The organism is Citrobacter sp. H12-3-2, assembly GCF_009649895.1.
Lineage (GTDB): Bacteria > Pseudomonadota > Gammaproteobacteria > Enterobacterales > Enterobacteriaceae > Citrobacter > Citrobacter portucalensis.
The window spans coordinates 1519964-1536619 of the sequence record NZ_CP045837.1 but is presented as its reverse complement, the minus strand read 5'-3'; the positions used below and the strand labels follow the sequence as shown (position 1 = coordinate 1536619).

The following is a 16656-nucleotide window of genomic DNA, read 5'->3' as shown; positions in this document are numbered from 1 at the left end:
CATTAAGAAGACATTAATGTGCCGGATGATGAACAGCGTTAAAACCCAGCTTACACAATAAGGCAGCAGCCGTTGCGTCGTCACACATCACATATAAAGACGACCATTCACGACGCTCAAGGTAATTTTTACGCAGTTTATCAAACTCACCCGGAATTCCAGCGACTTTACGCAGCGGCGCATCATCGCGGCGCACATCATACACTAAATGCACCAGCCTTTTCAGCGTTGGCTGATCTAACGGGCCGTGCAGGGTGATACGACCAAATTCCGGCGCGGGTAACAGGGTACTGAGCGCAACGTGCTGCTCGTGACCAATAAACTTACTATAGGCCTCAAAGACCTGCGTGGTGCCACGCGCTTTTCCTTCGAGGGTATACCCGGCAATGTGCGCCGTGCCGATATCGGCTTTCTCCAGCAACGCCACATTGAGATCCGGCTCTCCTTCCCAGACATCCAGCACAACGCTCAGCGACTGACCGGCATTCAATCGGTTCAGCAATGCCGTATTGTCGATGACCGGCCCACGGCAGGCGTTGATCAAAATAGTGCCCGGCTTCAACCGGCTAATCAGCGCGTCATCCGCCATGTGCAGCGTTTTGTACGGCCCGTCTTTAAACAGTGGGGTATGGAAAGTCAGCACATCGGCTTGCTCAACCAGTTCATCCAGCGAGCAGAAATTGCCTTCGTCACCGCGATCGGCTCGCGGTGGATCGCACAGCAGCGTGCGGATCCCCAGCGCTTCCAGACGCGTCTGCAAACGCCCGCCCACGTTACCCACACCCACAATGCCTACGGTGCGAGCGCGTAACGCAAACCCGTCGCGCTCCGCCAGCATCAGTAACGCTGAAAAAACATATTCTACGACCGCTATTGCGTTACAACCGGGCGCGGCGGAAAAACCGATCCCCGCCTGCGCAAGCCAGGCGTCATCCACATGGTCTGTGCCAGCGGTTGCCGTACCGACAAATTTAACCGGTTTTCCGCCAAGCAGTGATTCATTTACTTTCGTCACCGAGCGCACCATTAAAGCATCCGCATCATCCAGTTCAGCAACGGGAATCGGACGACCGGGAACCGCTTTGACCTCCCCCAAACGACTGAACAGTTCGCGGGCATAGGGCATATTTTCATCAACGAGGATTTTCACGTCTTTCGCACCTGTTTGAGAACGAGAGTTAACCGGGCAAGTGTGCCATAATCTCGCCGCCAGGCATACTGCGAGACCTGGTCAGCACAGATTTAAGGAACAGAGATGATGCAGCCCATTTCAGGTACGCCCGCACGCCCTCCCGGCGAAGGCCAAAATGCCCCTTCCGCTGCGGGTGAACAACCGTTATCCACGCAACAACGTACTGTGCTGGAACGGCTAATTACCCGTTTGATTTCACTCACCCAGCAGCAAAGCGCTGAGGTGTGGGCCGGAATGAAGCACGATCTGGGCGTCAAAAGTGATACGCCACTGCAGTCACGTCACTTTCCTGCCGCTGAGCAAAACCTTAACCAACGACTGGGGGTTGCTCAGCAAAATCATGTTAATCGTCAGGTGCTTTCGCAGCTCACTGAATTACTGAGCCAGGGAAATAATCGCCAGGCGGTTAGTGATTTTATCCGTCAGCAGTATGGGCAAACGGCGCTCAGCCAGCTCACGCCTGAGCAGTTGAAGAACGTGCTCACGCTACTGCAACAAGGACAGCTGTCGATACCGCAGCCGCAGCAGCGCCCGGCTACCGATCGCCCGTTGCTCCCCGCAGAGCACAATACGCTGAACCAGTTAGTTACCAAACTGGCGGCGGCCACGGGAGAATCCGGGAAGATGATCTGGCAGTCGATGCTGGAGTTGTCTGGCGTAAAAAGCGGTGAGCTGATCCCTGCCAAACAGTTTACGCACCTGGTCACCTGGCTGCAGGCGCGCCAGACGCTCAGCCTGCAAAGCGCACCAACGCTACAAACGCTCCAGGCGGCGCTGAAGCTGCCATTAGAGCCGAATGAGCTGACAGCGATAAAAGAATACGCGCAGCAGACGTATCAGATCCAACCACAATCGATTCTGACCACGGTGCAGGTGCAGGACTTGCTCAATCAAATTTTCCTGCGTCGCGTGGAACGAGAACGTGAGCTCAGCGATCCGCGTCATCTGCAGCCCATTTACAGCCCGTTCGCGCCGATGATTGAAACGGTTAAATCTCTGTCGGCACGACCGGGACTGCTGTTTGTTGCGTTGATGATTGCGTTAGCCATTTTCTGGCTGGTCGCTTAACCTTTACGCAGCGTAAGCAACGTTACAATAATCCCCACCACGGCGGATATCGCCCCGGCAAGGAACACTGAGGGATAACCGTACGCGGTGGCCAGCACCCCGGCTACCGGACCGCTTATACCGTAGGAGATATCCTGAAACGCGGCGTAACCGCCCAGCGCCGTACCACGAACCTGCGCGGGCACTCGCTTCACCACCTCGACGCCCAATGCCGGGAAGATAAGCGAACACCCGGCCCCGGTTAATGCCGCCCCGAGCAGCGCAATCCAGGCCGATGGGGCCTGCCACAGCAGAATCAGCCCCGCAGTTTCCACCAGCAAAGAGACAACGGCGACCTTCACGCCGCCAAAACGGTCCGGCATCCAGCCAAACAGAATGCGCATCAGCACAAATGCCCCGCCAAACGCAGTCAGGGTGAACCCCGCCATCGTCCAGCCGTTGCTGACAAAATAGAGTGAAATAAAGGTACCGATCACCGCAAAGCCAACGCCCTGCAGCGCCAGGCCCAGGCCCGGTTTCCAGATAAGCCCGACTACGCTCCATAACGAAGGACGTTCTCCTGCATGCGCAGGCACTTTGCGCACGGTGCCGTTGAATGCCCATGCCAGCAGCGGTAATACCATCGTCGTTCCCGCCAGCGCCGCGAAGCCAAAGTGGCTGTGGATCAACAGGCCCAACGGTGCACCGGCGGCCAGCGCGCCGTAAATCGCCATTCCGTTCCACGACATCACCTTACCGGAGCGTGTTGGACCGACCAGCCCCAACCCCCAGGTCAGCGTACCGGTGAGCAGTTGGCTTTCGCCAAAACCGAGGATCAAACGCCCGACGATTAACAACGCAAATTTTACAGGGACAGAAACAGGTAATAGCGCGGCTAAAAGCCACGCCGCGCCCGCCAGCCCACAGGCAAACATCCCCTGTAGCGCCGAGCGTTTAGCACCATATTGATCGGCTAAGCGCCCGGCGTAGCCGCGCGTTAATACCGTTGCCAGAAACTGTACGCCTACGGCGATACCGACCATGGTATTGCCATAGCCCAGTTCCTGATGCACAAACAGAGGAATCACGGGCAAAGGGAGACCGACCGTCATATAGGTCAGGAAAACTGCAAAAGCGATACGAAACAGCGAAAAGTTCGCCGAAGGTGTTTTTTCTTGTTGGGTTACAGCTGTCATGCGTTACTCCAAAATGCAGAGTAAGGCGAGGAATGTCCACGCCCCCTCTACCTGACTATCAGGATTAAGGTGCGTTGGATAACGTTAAACGCTTACGCATTATCAAGAGGATAATGTTGAAGCTGGAGTCTGCCTGTAAACCCGATCGATTGTCAACGATATAAAAAAGGGAGCCTGACGGCTCCCTTTACTGTACAGCATGAGCCGGATATAAGATCCGGCACACTGTCTTATGCTTTCAGCTTACGCATAACCAGAGTTGCGTTAGTGCCGCCAAAGCCGAAGCTGTTGGACATCACAGTAGTCAGCGCCTGCTCGGTCGGTTTAGTCACGATGTTCAGACCTGCCGCCTGCTCATCCAGCTCTTCAATGTTGATGCTCGGCGCGATAAAGCCGTGTTCCAGCATCAGCAGAGAGTAGATAGCTTCCTGTACGCCAGCTGCGCCCAGGGAGTGGCCGGTCATGGCTTTAGTCGCAGAGATTGCCGGGCTGTTGTCGCCAAACACTTCACGAATTGCCCCCAGCTCTTTCACGTCGCCTACCGGGGTAGAGGTACCGTGAGAGTTCAGGTAGTCGATCGGGGTGTCTACACCGTGCATCGCCATTTGCATGCAACGTACTGCGCCTTCGCCAGACGGAGCAACCATGTCTGCGCCATCGGACGTTGCGCCGTAACCGACGATTTCCGCGTAGATATGCGCGCCACGTGCCAGCGCGTGTTCCAGCTCTTCAACCACGACCATACCGCCGCCGCCTGCAATAACGAAACCATCGCGGTTTGCGTCATAGGTACGGGAAGCTTTGGACGGATCGTCGTTGTATTTGGTAGACAGCGCGCCCATGGCGTCGAATTCACACGCCATTTCCCAGCACAGCTCTTCGCCGCCGCCTGCAAAAACGATGTCCTGTTTGCCCAGCTGAATTTGTTCTACCGCGTTACCGATACAGTGCGCAGATGTCGCACAGGCAGAGCTGATAGAGTAGTTTACGCCGTGGATTTTGAACGGCGTTGCGAGGCAGGCAGAAACGCCGGACGCCATCGCTTTGGTGACCACATACGGGCCAACCGCTTTCAGACCACGCGGGCTACGCATTGCGTCAGCACCGAACACCTGAAAACGCGGGGAGCCGCCGCCGGAACCTGCAATCAGGCCAACGCGCGGGTTGTTCTGGTAATCTTCTGCTGCAAGGCCGGCATCAGCCACTGCCTGTTCCATAGAAAGGAATGCATAGATGGATGCGTCGCTCATAAAGCGCACTACTTTGCGGTCAATGAGGCCAGTGGTATCCAGTTTTACGTTGCCCCAAACGTGGCTACGCATGCCGGAGTCCTTCAGCTCCTGAGAGAAAGTGATCCCTGAACGTCCTTCACGCAGAGATGCCAGGACTTCCTGCTGGTTATTACCGATGCTGGAAACGATGCCCAAGCCAGTAATCACTGCACGTTTCATTCAATACCTCTGTAAGTCGCACTATTTTAAAGTTTCGAGTGGCACAATAGCGTACACTTGTACGCCGAACAAGTCCGATCAGCCATTTAATGTGGAAATTTGCGCAGCCAGGCACTCATCGCTAAGATCGGGGCACAGCCTGCCAGACGAGTAACTTACGTGAAACAATACGCTATACAACCTGCAAACCTTGAATTCAACGCTGAGGGTACACCTGTTTCCCGAGATTTTGACGATGTCTATTTTTCTAATGATAACGGGCTGGAAGAGACACGTTACGTCTTTCTCGGCGGGAATCATCTCGCCCAGCGATTCCCTGCGCATTCACGTCCCCTCTTCGTGGTGGCAGAAAGCGGGTTTGGCACCGGACTTAACTTCCTGACGCTCTGGCAGGCATTTACCGATTTTCGCGATACCCATCCTGAAGCTACCCTGGAAAGATTACATTTCATCAGTTTTGAAAAATATCCGCTAACGCGTGAAGATCTCACCTTAGCTCATCAGCACTGGCCAGAACTTGCCCCATGGGCCACGGCGCTGCAAGAGCAATGGCCGCTGCCACTGGCGGGATGCCATCGCCTGCTCCTTGATGAAGGACGCGTCACGCTGGATCTGTGGTTTGGCGATATTAACGAACTGACCAGTAAGCTCGATGACTCCCTGAATCAAAAAGTGGACGCCTGGTTTCTGGACGGTTTCGCACCGGCAAAAAATCCGGATATGTGGACGCCAACGCTGTTTAACGCAATGGCCCGTCTGGCTCGTCCGGGCGGTACGCTGGCGACCTTCACCTCAGCGGGCTTTGTGCGTCGGGGATTGCAGGAAGCCGGGTTTACGATGCAAAAATGCAAAGGCTTTGGTCGCAAACGCGAAATGCTCTGTGGCGTAATGGAACAGACGCTGACGCTCCCTTCATCGGCTCCCTGGTTTGCACGTTCCGGAACAGATAAACGCGAAGCCGCCATTATTGGTGGGGGGATTGCCAGCGCATTGCTGTCGTTGGCGTTACTGCGTCGCGGCTGGCAGGTCACACTCTATTGCGCCGACGATAATCCAGCCGGGGGGGCATCCGGCAATCGCCAGGGCGCGCTTTATCCGCTACTCAGCAAGCATGACGCGGCCATTAATCTCTTTTTCCCCACCGCGTTTACCTTCGCTCGTCGACTGTATGACGCCCTCCCCGTTGAGTTCGCGCATGACTGGTGCGGTGTGACGCAACTGGCGTGGGATGAAAAAAGCCAGCAAAAAATCGACCAAATGCTGTCCCTTGAATTGCCTGATGCGCTCGCCGTCAGCGTTAACGCAGAGCAGGTTTTACAAACGACCGGCGTAGAAACCGGATGCGGCGGGATTCAGTACCCTGCCGGAGGATGGCTGTGTCCGGCACAATTAACCGCCGCCGTATTCGACTACGCCGCAACGCTGGGATTACGCACCCGGTATCAACATACGCTGGCCTCGCTGTCTCGGCAGACAGAACACTGGCAATTGACGTTTGCCAGTGGCGAAACCGCCACTCACGCTGCGGTGGTTCTGGCTAACGGGCATCGCATTAACGGCGTTGAGCAGACGCAGTCGCTACCGGTCTACTCCGTAGGCGGTCAGGTGAGTCACATTCCTACCACGCCTTCGCTTTCAGCGCTGCGTCAGGTGCTGTGCTATGACGGCTACCTCACGCCGCACAACCCGCAAAACCAGCAGCACTGCATTGGCGCCAGCTATCATCGCGGAAGTGAAGAAACGGTGTATCGTGCGGACGATCAGCAGCAAAACCGTCAGCGCTTAATAGATTGTTTCCCGAATGCCGCATGGGCAAAAGAAGTAGACGTTAGTGGCAATGCCGCCCGTTGTGGAGTGCGCTGTGCCACGCGCGATCACATGCCAATGGTCGGCAACGTCGCGGATTATGACGCCACGCTCAGCCAGTATGCCACTCTTGCCGAAGACAAAGAGCACGCCGTAAACGCCCCGGTGTATTCCGATTTATTTATGTTAGGTGCACTGGGCTCGCGCGGACTGTGTACTGCCCCGCTGTGTGCAGAAATTCTGGCATCGCAAATGAGCGATGAACCTATACCCATGGATGCCAGCACGCTGGCAGCGCTGAATCCGAATCGTCTGTGGGTGAGGAAGTTATTGAAGGGTAAAGCGGTGAAATAAGATACCATCTCGCCATTGCCTGATGGCGCTACGCTTATCCGGCCTACAACCCCCGTCCGCGTAGGCCGGATAAGACGCCTTCGCGTCGCCATCCGGCACAATCCACTGCAATTATTATTGCGTTGCCTTCTGGAACAGTGTGTCCCACATCTCTTTCACTAACGCCTGGTCACGCGGCGAGAGTTCGCCTGCGCTGATGGCTTTTTCCAGGCTGCTGGTCACATTGGCGTACAATGCCTCAGCGGAATGGTCCTCGCCAGCATCCAGCTCAGCCACAGCCAGCGTCAGGTGCCCACGCAAATAGCCACTGGCAAACAACTCATCATCGCTGGCGTGCTCTACCATATCGTCGATTAATGCCAGAATGCGTGATTCAAACTCCGCGATCATCTTATTTCCTCATTGTAAACGTGGCAGCGGCTTCAGTTGAGCGCTTCGGGCCACGGGAATTGTTCCGCCGTAAGTTCAGGCGTGTGATAATAATTCTGTAACGCGTTAATGAAACGCGCCGGACGTTCAGGGATCCCCTTTTCCAGGTACTCCATCACCTGAGCATGAACACGGCGCTGGAATACCACGCGATCCGGTTCAAAGTCCCCTTCCAGATTGTCGCAACTGACGTTAAACGGGTAGCCCGCCGCCATGCAAAACAACCAGTCAAACGCCTGCGGCTTCACTTCCACATCTTCAAACTGGCATTGTGTCTTCGCGTCGCGTCCGTCCGGGCAGTACCAGTAACCGAAATCGACCAGTTCACGACGGGCTTTACCGGCGATGCACCAGTGTGAAATTTCGTGTAACGCACTGGCGTAATAACCATGCGCAAAAACGATACGGTGATACGGTAATTCCGCATCCGCTGGAAGATAGATCGGTTCGTCGTCGCCTTTAATCAGACGGGTATTAAATTCATCGGCAAAGCAGCCGTTAAAAATCTCAATTAACTGTTCGTAGTGATGCGTATTATTCATTAGTTCATCCCCAGCCAGTGGAGAATCTCCTGTCCATGATTATCATAAAGTAGCTTGGCGCTCATCACGGCGGAGACAATAACGATCATTGGCCGAATGAGTTTTTGTCCTTTGCTGAGTACCAGTCGAGAGCCCATCCGTGCGCCAATAAACTGGCCAATGAGCATCACAAAACCTGTCGCCCAAATCACTTTGCCGCCGAGGGCAAACAGCAACAACCCACCGATATTCGATGTGGCATTTAATACTTTGGCGTGGGCCGTCGATTTCGCCAGGTTGTATCCGCACAGCATGACAAAGGCCAGCGCGTAGAATGACCCTGCCGCCGGACCAAAAAAGCCATCGTAAAAGCCGACGCAGCCCCCGGCCACCAGCGCGAAAGGCAAACCGTGCAGTCGGCGCTGTCGGTCCTCTTCCCCGATTTTCGGCATCAACAGAAAGTAAAGGCCAATACAGATAACCAATACTGGCAGGATCTGGCGCAGAACATCTGACTGCACGTGCTGAACCAACAGCGCACCACTCATTGAGCCGATAAAGGTCATGAAGATATTGAGCTTCTGATCCGCCAGATTAACCACACCCCGACGAATAAAATAGAGGGAGGAAGAGATAGATCCCCCGCAGGCTTGCAGCTTATTGGTTGCCAGCGCTTGCGCAGGTGGCATCCCGGCCGCCATCAATGCCGGGATGGTGAGTAGACCACCACCTCCGGCCAGAGAATCAATAAAACCTGCCAGCATCGCCACAAAAAAAAGCACACCTAACAGCAGTGGCGACACCATAAACAGAGAGGCAAAATGATCCATTAGAGTACATGCTCGTCCAGTAGCGCCTGGCAGGAAGGCGGCAACGGCGGCGGTGTCTTCTTCTCAGGCTTGGTGGTTCCAGGTTTTGGAGGTTCGAACCAGCTTTGCAGCTCTGCGCCACAGCCGTCACCCGGTGGCGGTAACGGTTGATCTTCGCACTCAAGGCTGTCGGCAGGGCAACGTAACCGCACGTGCATATGCGCACGATGCTGGAACCACGGCCGCACTTTACGCAACCAGTCCCTGTCGGTCCCTGCATCCAGACAAAGTTGTTGCTTAATCGCCGGATTCACGAAAATACGCGTTACTTCATTATCTTTTGCAGCCAGCCTGATCAGGCTGAAAATCTCCGGTTTCCACAGTGACGGCACAACACGTTTACCATCCTGTGAGACCAGATCTAACGCCTGCGGCCGCAGCAGTTGCGACTGGGTCCAGCGCGTTTTCGGCAGTTGCAGGAAAATATCCACATCCAGTCCCGTCTGGTGGCTGGCGTGACCGCCATTGAATCGCCCACCGGCCGGCATACCCATATCGCCGATTAACACCGTGCCCAGTCCCTGACTATTGGCCTGATAACTCAGACGCTGGATAAACCTCACCAGATCCGGATGGCCAAAGTAACGACGCTGATCGGTGCGCATCACCTGATAGTGTTCTGACTGGACAGGCAGCGTATCTGCGCCAACAATACAGCCATTGGAAAACGCGCCAATAGACTGCGCGCTGCCCGCAACCGGATGGGTAATTTTCTGCCAGGGCGTCGCCGCCAGACAGGCGGTACTGGCAAACAGAGCCAGCGCCGCAAGTGCCGTTTTTTTCATCTCTTACCAGCGTGGAATATCGGTCTTCACGTCCGCATTTTGCGCCCGCTGACGCAGCAGGTGATCCATCAATACGATCGCCAGCATCGCCTCGGCGATCGGTACGGCGCGGATCCCTACGCACGGATCGTGGCGACCTTTAGTGATCATTTCGACTTCTTCTCCAAAGCGGTTAATAGTGCGTCCAGGAACGGTAATACTGGACGTCGGTTTCAGCGCCATATGAGCAATGATTTGCTGCCCGCTGCTGATCCCGCCCAGAATGCCGCCCGCATGGTTACTCTGGAAACCTTCTTTGGTGATTTCGTCACGGTTCTGACTGCCGCGCAGCGCAACAACGTCAAATCCATCGCCAATCTCAACGCCCTTAACGGCGTTAATGCTCATCAGCGCATGGGCGATGTCGGCATCCAGGCGGTCGAATACAGGTTCGCCGAGACCCGCAGGTACACCGCGTGCAACAACGGTCACCTTCGCTCCGATTGAGTCCCCTTCTTTCTTCAGCCCGCGCATCAGTTCGTCCAGCGCTTCGAGTTTATCCGGGTCCGGGCAAAAGAACGGGTTAAGTTCCACCTGGGACCAGTCTTTGATCTCCAGCGGAATATCACCCATCTGCGTCAGGCAGCCGCGGATCTCAACACCGAATTTTTCCGCCAGATATTTTTTGGCAATCGCTCCGGCCGCCACGCGCATCGCCGTTTCACGTGCGGATGAACGTCCGCCGCCACGGTAGTCGCGCAGGCCATATTTTTGCTCATAGGTATAGTCGGCGTGTCCCGGACGAAAAACGTCCTTAATCGCGCCATAATCCTGTGAACGCTGATCGGTATTTTCGATCAGCAGGCCAATGCTGGTGCCTGTGGTAACGCCCTCGAACACCCCGGAGAGGATTTTCACCTGATCCGGCTCACGACGCTGCGTAGTGTAGCGCGATGTGCCCGGACGGCGTCTGTCGAGATCGTGCTGCAGGTCAGCTTCTGTCAGAGAAATGCCCGGCGGAACACCATCGACAATACAACCGAGCGCCAGCCCGTGTGATTCGCCGAAAGTGGTTACGCGAAAGAGTTGCCCAATTGTGTTTCCTGCCATCACGGCTCCGTTATGCGTGTTGTGTATGTGCGCGTGTAATTAGACTTTATAAATGCTGAAGTGCTCGCGAGCAGCAACTAACTGCTCTTTGGTCAGCATGAATACGCCGTCACCGCCGTTGTCGAACTCAAGCCAGGTGAACGGTACATCCGGATATTGCTCTATCAGATGTACCATGCTGTTTCCGACTTCACAAATCAGAATACCGTTATCTGACAGGTAGTCCGGGGCGTTCCCCAGAATGCGGCGGGTCAGTTTCAGCCCATCGCTGCCGGACGCCAGACCCAGCTCAGGTTCGTGGCGATATTCGTTTGGCAGATCGGACATATCTTCCGCATCGACATACGGCGGGTTGGTCACAATCAGGTCATACTGGACTTTCAGCAGATCGCGGAACAGATCGGAGCGGATCGGCGTTACGTGATGGATCAGGCCGTGCTCTTCAATGTTGTGTTCGGTCACCGCCAGCGCGTCAGTGGAAATATCCACCGCATCGACTTCGGCTTCCGGGAAAGCATACGCGCAGGCAATGGCAATACAGCCGCTGCCAGTACACATATCGAGGATATGCTGCGGTTGCTCATTAATAAGGCCCGCAAAGCGGTTATTGATAAGCTCGCCAATCGGTGAACGTGGAACCAGCACGCGTTCATCAACATAAAATTCATGCCCGCAGAACCAGGCTTTGTTGGTCAGATAAGCAACCGGAATGCGCTCGTTGACGCGGCGAATCACGCGTTCAACAATACGATGACGCTCGCTGGAGGTCAGACGCGCGGTACGCATATCTTCTGGAATATCCAACGGCAAATAAAGTGACGGCAGCACCAGTTGTACGGCCTCGTCCCATGGGTTATCCGTGCCATGGCCATACCAGATGTTCGCCGCGCTAAAACGGCTGACCGCCCAACGCAACATGTCCTGAATGGTATGCAGTTCACTCACTGCTTCATCGACGAAAATTTTATCCACGTATTCCTCCAGGGCATGCTCGTATTAATTTCGGCGGCTAGTTTGCCACGAAGACGGCGATAAATCAGCATTCACACGGGGCCTGAACGCGAAAATTGCGTTTTAAGCGATCGGATGCCCGCCGAGTCGGGTTAAACTAACGGAAAATAAAAGTTGAGACTCTCGAATGAAAAAGAAAACATCGCTCAGCGAGGAGGATCAGACGCTGTTTCGCCAGCTGATGACCGGCACGCGTAAAATTAAACAGGACACCATCGTTCACCGACCTCCACGTAAAAAAATTGCCGAGGTTCCGGTTAAAAGACTGCTACAGGAGCAGGCTGATGCCAGCCACTATTTCTCGGATGAGTTTCAGCCGCTGCTGAATACGGACGGTCCGGTAAGATACCTGCGCGCCGACGTCAGCCATTTCGAACTGAAGAAAATGCGCCGTGGCGATTACTCTCCGGAGCTGTTTCTCGATCTGCATGGGCTGACCCAGCAACAGGCCAAACAAGAGTTAGGCGCGCTGATTGCCGCCTGTCGCCGTGAGCATGTATTTTGCGCCTGCGTGATGCATGGCCACGGAAAACATATTCTGAAACAGCAGACGCCGCTCTGGCTGGCCCAGCATCCGCACGTAATGGCCTTTCATCAGGCACCGAAAGAGTACGGTGGCGACGCCGCGCTGCTGGTGCTGATTGAAGTGGAAGAGTGGCTACCGCCCGAACTTCCGTGATGCAAAAAAACAAAAAGAGCCGCATTTGCGGCTCTTTGATTTTCCGGGTGGCGGCTGCGCCTTATCCGGCCTGTTTAAATCGCTTTTGCCATTTTCAGGTTACACGGGCTCATCTGCCAGTTAAAAGTACCCTTCCCGCTCTCATCAAGCGTAACGCTGGCAATCGCTGATGTGGTAAACATCGGCGGTGTTTCACCTGGGCAAAGCTCAGACACCAGATATCCCACTAAAGGCAAGTGAGAGATAACCAGTGCCGTGGCGATACCTTCATTGGCCAGAGCCTGTAAATAGGCGCTGACCAGACCGACATCGCCGCAGGGAGTCAGCTCCGGCAAAACATCAACACCGGTTGGCAGGTTCATACACTCCCCCACCACATCCAGCGTTTGTTCGGCTCGTAGGAACGGGCTCACCAGAACACGTTCGATATCCACTTTTTGACCTTTCAGCCAGTTCGCCATCAGGCGAGATTCGTCACAACCACAGGAGGTTAAGGGACGAACCGAATCACTGGCGGCATCGAGGGCCGCGTCGCCGTGACGCATGATAAAAACTTGCATATTGCACCGCTTTTGTTAACCAGAATCACCACTACCTTTATTCACAGCCCCTATTGGCTGTGGTAACGATATGGTGGCCGGCATTGTGCCTTATCCATTCACCGAATGAAACGCTGTTTTTTACCTTAACGGCGTAAGTATAGTCAATCTCTGTTTACATTTTGAGCGCGACCCATACATTCAGTGCGGATTCATCCTACCTTTGACCTCATGAATTCAGGTCAGTTTCCCCAATATTCCAGAATCTTTCACTGCGTTCCGCCATCTGCAATAACTGCTCACACGGTGTAAACCGCGAGCCGTACTGCGTGGTCAGCCGTTGCAGAACCGCAACCACTTCACCCGCGCCGAGAGAATCCATATACCGGAACGGGCCGCCGAGGAATGGCGGAAAACCAATACCAAATACAGCGCCGATGTCGCCATCACGTACGCTGCGGACTATCTTCTCGTCGAAACAACGGGCTGCTTCATTGAGCATTAACATAACGCACCGCTCTGCTATCTGCGCGGCGGTAAGTCGGCCCTGACCCTGGACGCCAATAAGCGTATAAATTGCAGGGTCGACCTGTTTTTTGCTTTTACGCCCTTTCGCAGCATAAAGATAGAAACCCCGACCATTTTTTCTACCTTTGCGATCGTCATTCAAAATTGAAGCAACAACATTTGCAGGCGCGCTAAAACGTTCTCCATATGCAGCCTCAAGCACTGGTATAATTTTAGTGCCCGTATCAATTCCGACCTCATCCAAAAGTTGGATTGGCCCAACTGGAAAACCAAACTTAACCAGCGCGGCGTCTATGGTTTCGACCCGCTCACCTTCGGTCAACATGCGAATCGCTTCGTTAATATAAGGCGCTAAAATGCGGTTAACGTAAAAGCCGGCCTTATCTCTCACCACTATCGGCGTTTTGCCCTGTTTTTTCGCTAACTTAACGGTAGTTGCAATTGTCTGCTCAGAGGTCGTGGCATGCGGGATCACTTCGACCAACGGCATTTTTTCCACCGGACTAAAAAAGTGTAAACCAATCACTTGTTCGGGCCTTGCAGCGTTCGCAGCAATATCGCCAATGGGCAAAGATGAGGTGTTAGAAGCAAAAATGGTATGAGGTGCGCAATTTTGCTCAACTTCTGCCACCATCCGTTGTTTTAGCGACAGATCTTCAAACACGGCTTCAATAATTAGATCGCGATGCGCAAAGCCACGGTAGTCGATTGATCCCGAAATCAGCGCCAGCTGTTTATCGCGTTCGCTGGCTTTGATATGACGGCGGCGAACCTTCGTTTCAAGCTGATCCCAGCTGTACTTCAGCGCGTGGTTGATTCCCTTAGCGTTTATATCTTTGATGCGCACAGGCAAGCCGCCTTTACAGGCCGTCACGTAGGCAATACCGCCGCCCATCAGACCGCCGCCCAAAATACCTACGCTGTTTAGCGGGCCAGGTTTCGCATCACTTCCGGGATCTTTTTTCACATCGGTGTTGGCAAAAAAGATGTGCCGTAGCGCCTGAGACTGGGATGTCATCACCAGTTCACCAAACGCGCGGGCCTCAGCGTCGTAACCGCTACTGCTGCCTTGCGCTAGCCCGGTTTCGATGACCTCAAGGATACGTTCTGTTGCAGGGTAGTTACCTTGCGTTTTTTGCGCCGTCTTTTTACTGGCCATGCGGAACAACAGCGCCCGCCCCAGCGGCCCCGCCAGCACTCGCTCTCTCACGGGCAGTGTTCGATGCGCAGAACTGTCCTTTTTAGCCAGTTCAACGGCTGCTTCCAGCAAAATGGAATGCGGTACAACTTCATCCACTAAACCAACTTTCAGCGCCTGTTTTGCGCGTAATTGTTTTCCGGTGAGGATCATATCCAGTGCGGTACTTACGCCAATCAAGCGCGGCAGCCGCTGCGTACCACCGGAGCCGGGCAACAAGCCAAGTTGTACTTCCGGTAAACCCAGTACGGTTTTAACATCATCGGTACAAATACGGTTGTGGCACGCCAGCGCCATCTCCAGGCCACCGCCGAGGCATGCGCCATGAATCGCGGCGATAACCGGGATCGGCAAGGCATTGATTTCAGCCATCATCTGCTGCCCCTGACGGGCCAACGTTTCGGCTTCCTGCGCGCTGCGACAGCTACCAATCATGTTGATATCCGCCCCGGCAATGAAGTTATCGGGTTTAGCCGAAATAAACACCACGCCGCGCAATGCTTTGTTATCGCGGATTTGTTTCAGAATGGCCCGTACCTGAGAAGCAAACTCCGCTTTCAGGGTGTTCATTTTCTCTCCGGGCACATCAATGGTGACAACAGCAACGTTATCCAGACGTACGTTTAGTGTAAAAGCCGATGCCATTTCCATTATTCCGCCTCCAGAACCATGGCTGCACCCAAACCACCAGCTGCACAGGCGGTCACTAAACCAAAACCACCGCCACGACGTCGTAACTCATGGAGGGTTTGGGTAATCATGCGCGCACCGGTGGCGGCGAAGGGGTGTCCATAGGCAATCGATCCACCCAGCACGTTAAATTTACTGTCATCAACTTCGCCAGTGGCATGTGCTCTGCCCAGCACGTCGCGGGCAAAACGTTCGCTACCCAGCAACTGAATATTCGCCAGCGTTTGAGCGGCAAAAGCTTCATGCATGTCGATCAGGGTTAAATCTGCCATCGTCAGACCCGCTCTCTCCAGGGCAAGCGGCGTTGACCACGCAGGTCCCAGCAGCATGTCCTGCCAGACATCGATGGCGGTAAAAGCAAAACTACGCAGGTATCCCAGCGGCACCAGCCCCAACTCTTTCGCACGCGACTCCGTCATCATGATCACGGCGGCTGCACCGTCCGTCAGCGGGGTACTGTTTGCTGCAGTGACAGTGCCGTGCTTGCGGTCAAACGCCGGACGTAGTTTGGCGTAATCGGCCAGCGTAGAGTTACCGCGAATATTGTTATCTTCTGAAAAAGGATCTTTAAACGGTGGCGCGTAGGTAGTCATTACCTCATCTGCCAGCTTTCCTTCAGCCCACGCCTGAGCGGCACGCTGATGAGAGCGGTGCGCCAGAGCGTCCTGCTGTTCTCGGGTAATACCATAGGTTTTGGCCATTTGCTCAGCCGTATCCCCCATACGCAAACCGGTGGAATACTCAGCGACGGCTGGCGGCACAGGCATCAGGTCACGTAAACGCAGTCGGGAAAAGAGTTTAAGGCGTTGACCGGTAGTCCGGGCCTTATTGACATCCACCAGCACCCGCGCCAGCTTTTTACTAACGCCAATAGGCAAGACTGACGAGGAGTCCGCACCACCCGCAATTCCCGCACGAATAGACCCCGCCATCAGGCTTTCCGCGACATTCGCCACTGCCTGAAAACTGGTCGCGCAGGCTCGGCTTACGCTATAGGCATCCGTATGCACATTCATGCCGGTTCCCAGCACGATTTCACGAGCAATATTTGGCGCTTCAGGCATTTGCACTACCTGACCAAAAACCAGTTGCTCAATCACATCAGCAGGTATTTCGCTGCGCGCCAGCAGCTCACCGACGACCATTTTTCCTAAATCAACGGCGGGAATGCCATGAAACGCGGTAGCCTGACGAGCAAATGGCGTACGCAACCCACTTACAATGGCAATACGGTCGCCCTGGCGGGTAACCAGCGGTAAAGCCTGACTCATA

General features: G+C 54.6%; 15 protein-coding genes. 3 read left to right on the top strand and 12 right to left on the bottom strand.

Translation table 11 applies throughout. The annotated features are described in order from the left end of the window. Positions 1-13: 13 nt before the first annotated feature. Positions 14-1150 carry a 4-phosphoerythronate dehydrogenase PdxB gene (pdxB, locus tag GHC22_RS07270; RefSeq protein ID WP_153752571.1) on the bottom strand — a complete coding sequence of 379 codons (1137 nt, stop codon included), beginning with the start codon at positions 1148-1150 and terminating at the stop codon, positions 14-16. A gap of 108 nt (positions 1151-1258) precedes the next feature. Here pdxB and flk point away from each other — a divergent pair, with 108 nt between their 5' ends. Then, positions 1259-2260, top strand: coding sequence for a flagella biosynthesis regulator Flk (flk, locus tag GHC22_RS07265; RefSeq protein WP_003845068.1), 1002 nt, complete (start codon positions 1259-1261; stop codon positions 2258-2260). On the opposite strand, the gene GHC22_RS07260 is transcribed toward flk, so the two are convergent. Together GHC22_RS07260 and fabB are read right to left on the bottom strand one after the other, a co-directional pair. Then, positions 2257-3435 (bottom strand): MFS transporter, encoded by a 1179-nt coding sequence (locus GHC22_RS07260; RefSeq protein WP_003834805.1) that lies wholly within the window; start codon positions 3433-3435, stop codon positions 2257-2259. The two genes, flk and GHC22_RS07260, sit on opposite strands and share 4 nt — an antisense overlap. A gap of 230 nt (positions 3436-3665) precedes the next feature. Next, the gene (gene fabB, locus GHC22_RS07255) at positions 3666-4886 is read right to left on the bottom strand and encodes a beta-ketoacyl-ACP synthase I (protein WP_038642358.1); all 1221 of its coding nucleotides are present in this window, start codon (positions 4884-4886) and stop codon (positions 3666-3668) included. A gap of 159 nt (positions 4887-5045) precedes the next feature. On the opposite strand from fabB, the gene mnmC reads away from it, so the two are divergent. Next, positions 5046-7046 (top strand): bifunctional tRNA (5-methylaminomethyl-2-thiouridine)(34)-methyltransferase MnmD/FAD-dependent 5-carboxymethylaminomethyl-2-thiouridine(34) oxidoreductase MnmC, encoded by a 2001-nt coding sequence (gene mnmC / locus GHC22_RS07250; protein WP_194841958.1) that lies wholly within the window; start codon positions 5046-5048, stop codon positions 7044-7046. A 114-nt stretch (positions 7047-7160) separates the two neighbouring features. Here mnmC and GHC22_RS07245 read toward each other — a convergent pair whose 3' ends face one another. The 6 genes from GHC22_RS07245 to prmB are packed head-to-tail and all read right to left on the bottom strand — an operon-like array spanning position 7161 to position 11711. Further along, complete coding sequence (locus GHC22_RS07245) at positions 7161-7436, bottom strand: YfcL family protein (RefSeq protein ID WP_003028163.1); 276 nt, start codon at positions 7434-7436, stop codon at positions 7161-7163. Between the two features lie 32 nt (positions 7437-7468). Next, positions 7469-8017, bottom strand: coding sequence for an elongation factor P hydroxylase (locus tag GHC22_RS07240; RefSeq protein ID WP_003834819.1), 549 nt, complete (start codon positions 8015-8017; stop codon positions 7469-7471). Beyond that, the gene (locus tag GHC22_RS07235; protein ID WP_003834821.1) at positions 8017-8826 is read right to left on the bottom strand and encodes a sulfite exporter TauE/SafE family protein; all 810 of its coding nucleotides are present in this window, start codon (positions 8824-8826) and stop codon (positions 8017-8019) included. The genes GHC22_RS07240 and GHC22_RS07235 overlap by 1 nt, the downstream gene beginning before the upstream one ends. Beyond that, entirely contained in the window at positions 8826-9650 is an 825-nt protein-coding gene (gene mepA, locus GHC22_RS07230; protein ID WP_032944099.1) for a penicillin-insensitive murein endopeptidase, read from the bottom strand. Before mepA ends, GHC22_RS07235 begins: the two co-directional genes overlap by 1 nt. A 3-nt stretch (positions 9651-9653) precedes the next feature. After that, positions 9654-10739: a chorismate synthase gene (gene aroC / locus GHC22_RS07225; protein WP_003834825.1), complete on the bottom strand. Its 1086-nt coding sequence runs from the start codon at positions 10737-10739 to the stop codon at positions 9654-9656. 39 nt (positions 10740-10778) lie between these two features. After that, on the bottom strand, positions 10779-11711 hold the full coding sequence (gene prmB / locus GHC22_RS07220) for a 50S ribosomal protein L3 N(5)-glutamine methyltransferase (RefSeq protein ID WP_153752569.1): 933 nt from the start codon (positions 11709-11711) through the stop codon (positions 10779-10781). A 166-nt stretch (positions 11712-11877) separates the two neighbouring features. Between prmB and smrB the strand changes: the two genes are divergently transcribed. Continuing rightward, on the top strand, positions 11878-12429 hold the full coding sequence (smrB, locus tag GHC22_RS07215) for an endonuclease SmrB (RefSeq protein WP_003839296.1): 552 nt from the start codon (positions 11878-11880) through the stop codon (positions 12427-12429). Positions 12430-12503: 74 nt separating this feature from the next. Here the strand turns inward: smrB and sixA are convergent, their stop codons facing one another. The 3 genes from sixA to fadI all read right to left on the bottom strand — a co-directional run bounded on the left by sixA (position 12504) and on the right by fadI (position 16655). Next, positions 12504-12989, bottom strand: a complete 486-nt coding sequence (sixA, locus tag GHC22_RS07210; RefSeq protein ID WP_003028179.1) for a phosphohistidine phosphatase SixA — start codon at positions 12987-12989, stop codon at positions 12504-12506. Positions 12990-13197: 208 nt separating this feature from the next. Next, a complete protein-coding gene (gene fadJ / locus GHC22_RS07205; protein ID WP_153752568.1) occupies positions 13198-15345 on the bottom strand; it encodes a fatty acid oxidation complex subunit alpha FadJ in 2148 nt (715 codons plus the stop codon). Beyond that, complete coding sequence (gene fadI, locus GHC22_RS07200; protein ID WP_008785369.1) at positions 15345-16655, bottom strand: acetyl-CoA C-acyltransferase FadI; 1311 nt, start codon at positions 16653-16655, stop codon at positions 15345-15347. Before fadI ends, fadJ begins: the two co-directional genes overlap by 1 nt. Position 16656: the final 1 nt, after the last annotated feature.

Bases quoted from the DNA above. Each gene is read 5' to 3' on its own strand.
- fabB (WP_038642358.1), bottom strand. From the start codon at position 4,886: ATGAAACGTGCAGTGATTACTGGCTTGGGCATCGTTTCCAGCATCGGT.
- flk (WP_003845068.1), top strand. From the start codon at position 1,259: ATGCAGCCCATTTCAGGTACGCCCGCACGCCCTCCCGGCGAAGGCCAA.
- GHC22_RS07235 (WP_003834821.1), bottom strand. From the start codon at position 8,826: ATGGATCATTTTGCCTCTCTGTTTATGGTGTCGCCACTGCTGTTAGGT.
- aroC (WP_003834825.1), bottom strand. From the start codon at position 10,739: ATGGCAGGAAACACAATTGGGCAACTCTTTCGCGTAACCACTTTCGGC.
- GHC22_RS07240 (WP_003834819.1), bottom strand. From the start codon at position 8,017: ATGAATAATACGCATCACTACGAACAGTTAATTGAGATTTTTAACGGC.
- smrB (WP_003839296.1), top strand. From the start codon at position 11,878: ATGAAAAAGAAAACATCGCTCAGCGAGGAGGATCAGACGCTGTTTCGC.
- sixA (WP_003028179.1), bottom strand. From the start codon at position 12,989: ATGCAAGTTTTTATCATGCGTCACGGCGACGCGGCCCTCGATGCCGCC.
- fadI (WP_008785369.1), bottom strand. From the start codon at position 16,655: ATGAGTCAGGCTTTACCGCTGGTTACCCGCCAGGGCGACCGTATTGCC.
- mepA (WP_032944099.1), bottom strand. From the start codon at position 9,650: ATGAAAAAAACGGCACTTGCGGCGCTGGCTCTGTTTGCCAGTACCGCC.
- GHC22_RS07260 (WP_003834805.1), bottom strand. From the start codon at position 3,435: ATGACAGCTGTAACCCAACAAGAAAAAACACCTTCGGCGAACTTTTCG.
- fadJ (WP_153752568.1), bottom strand. From the start codon at position 15,345: ATGGAAATGGCATCGGCTTTTACACTAAACGTACGTCTGGATAACGTT.
- GHC22_RS07245 (WP_003028163.1), bottom strand. From the start codon at position 7,436: ATGATCGCGGAGTTTGAATCACGCATTCTGGCATTAATCGACGATATG.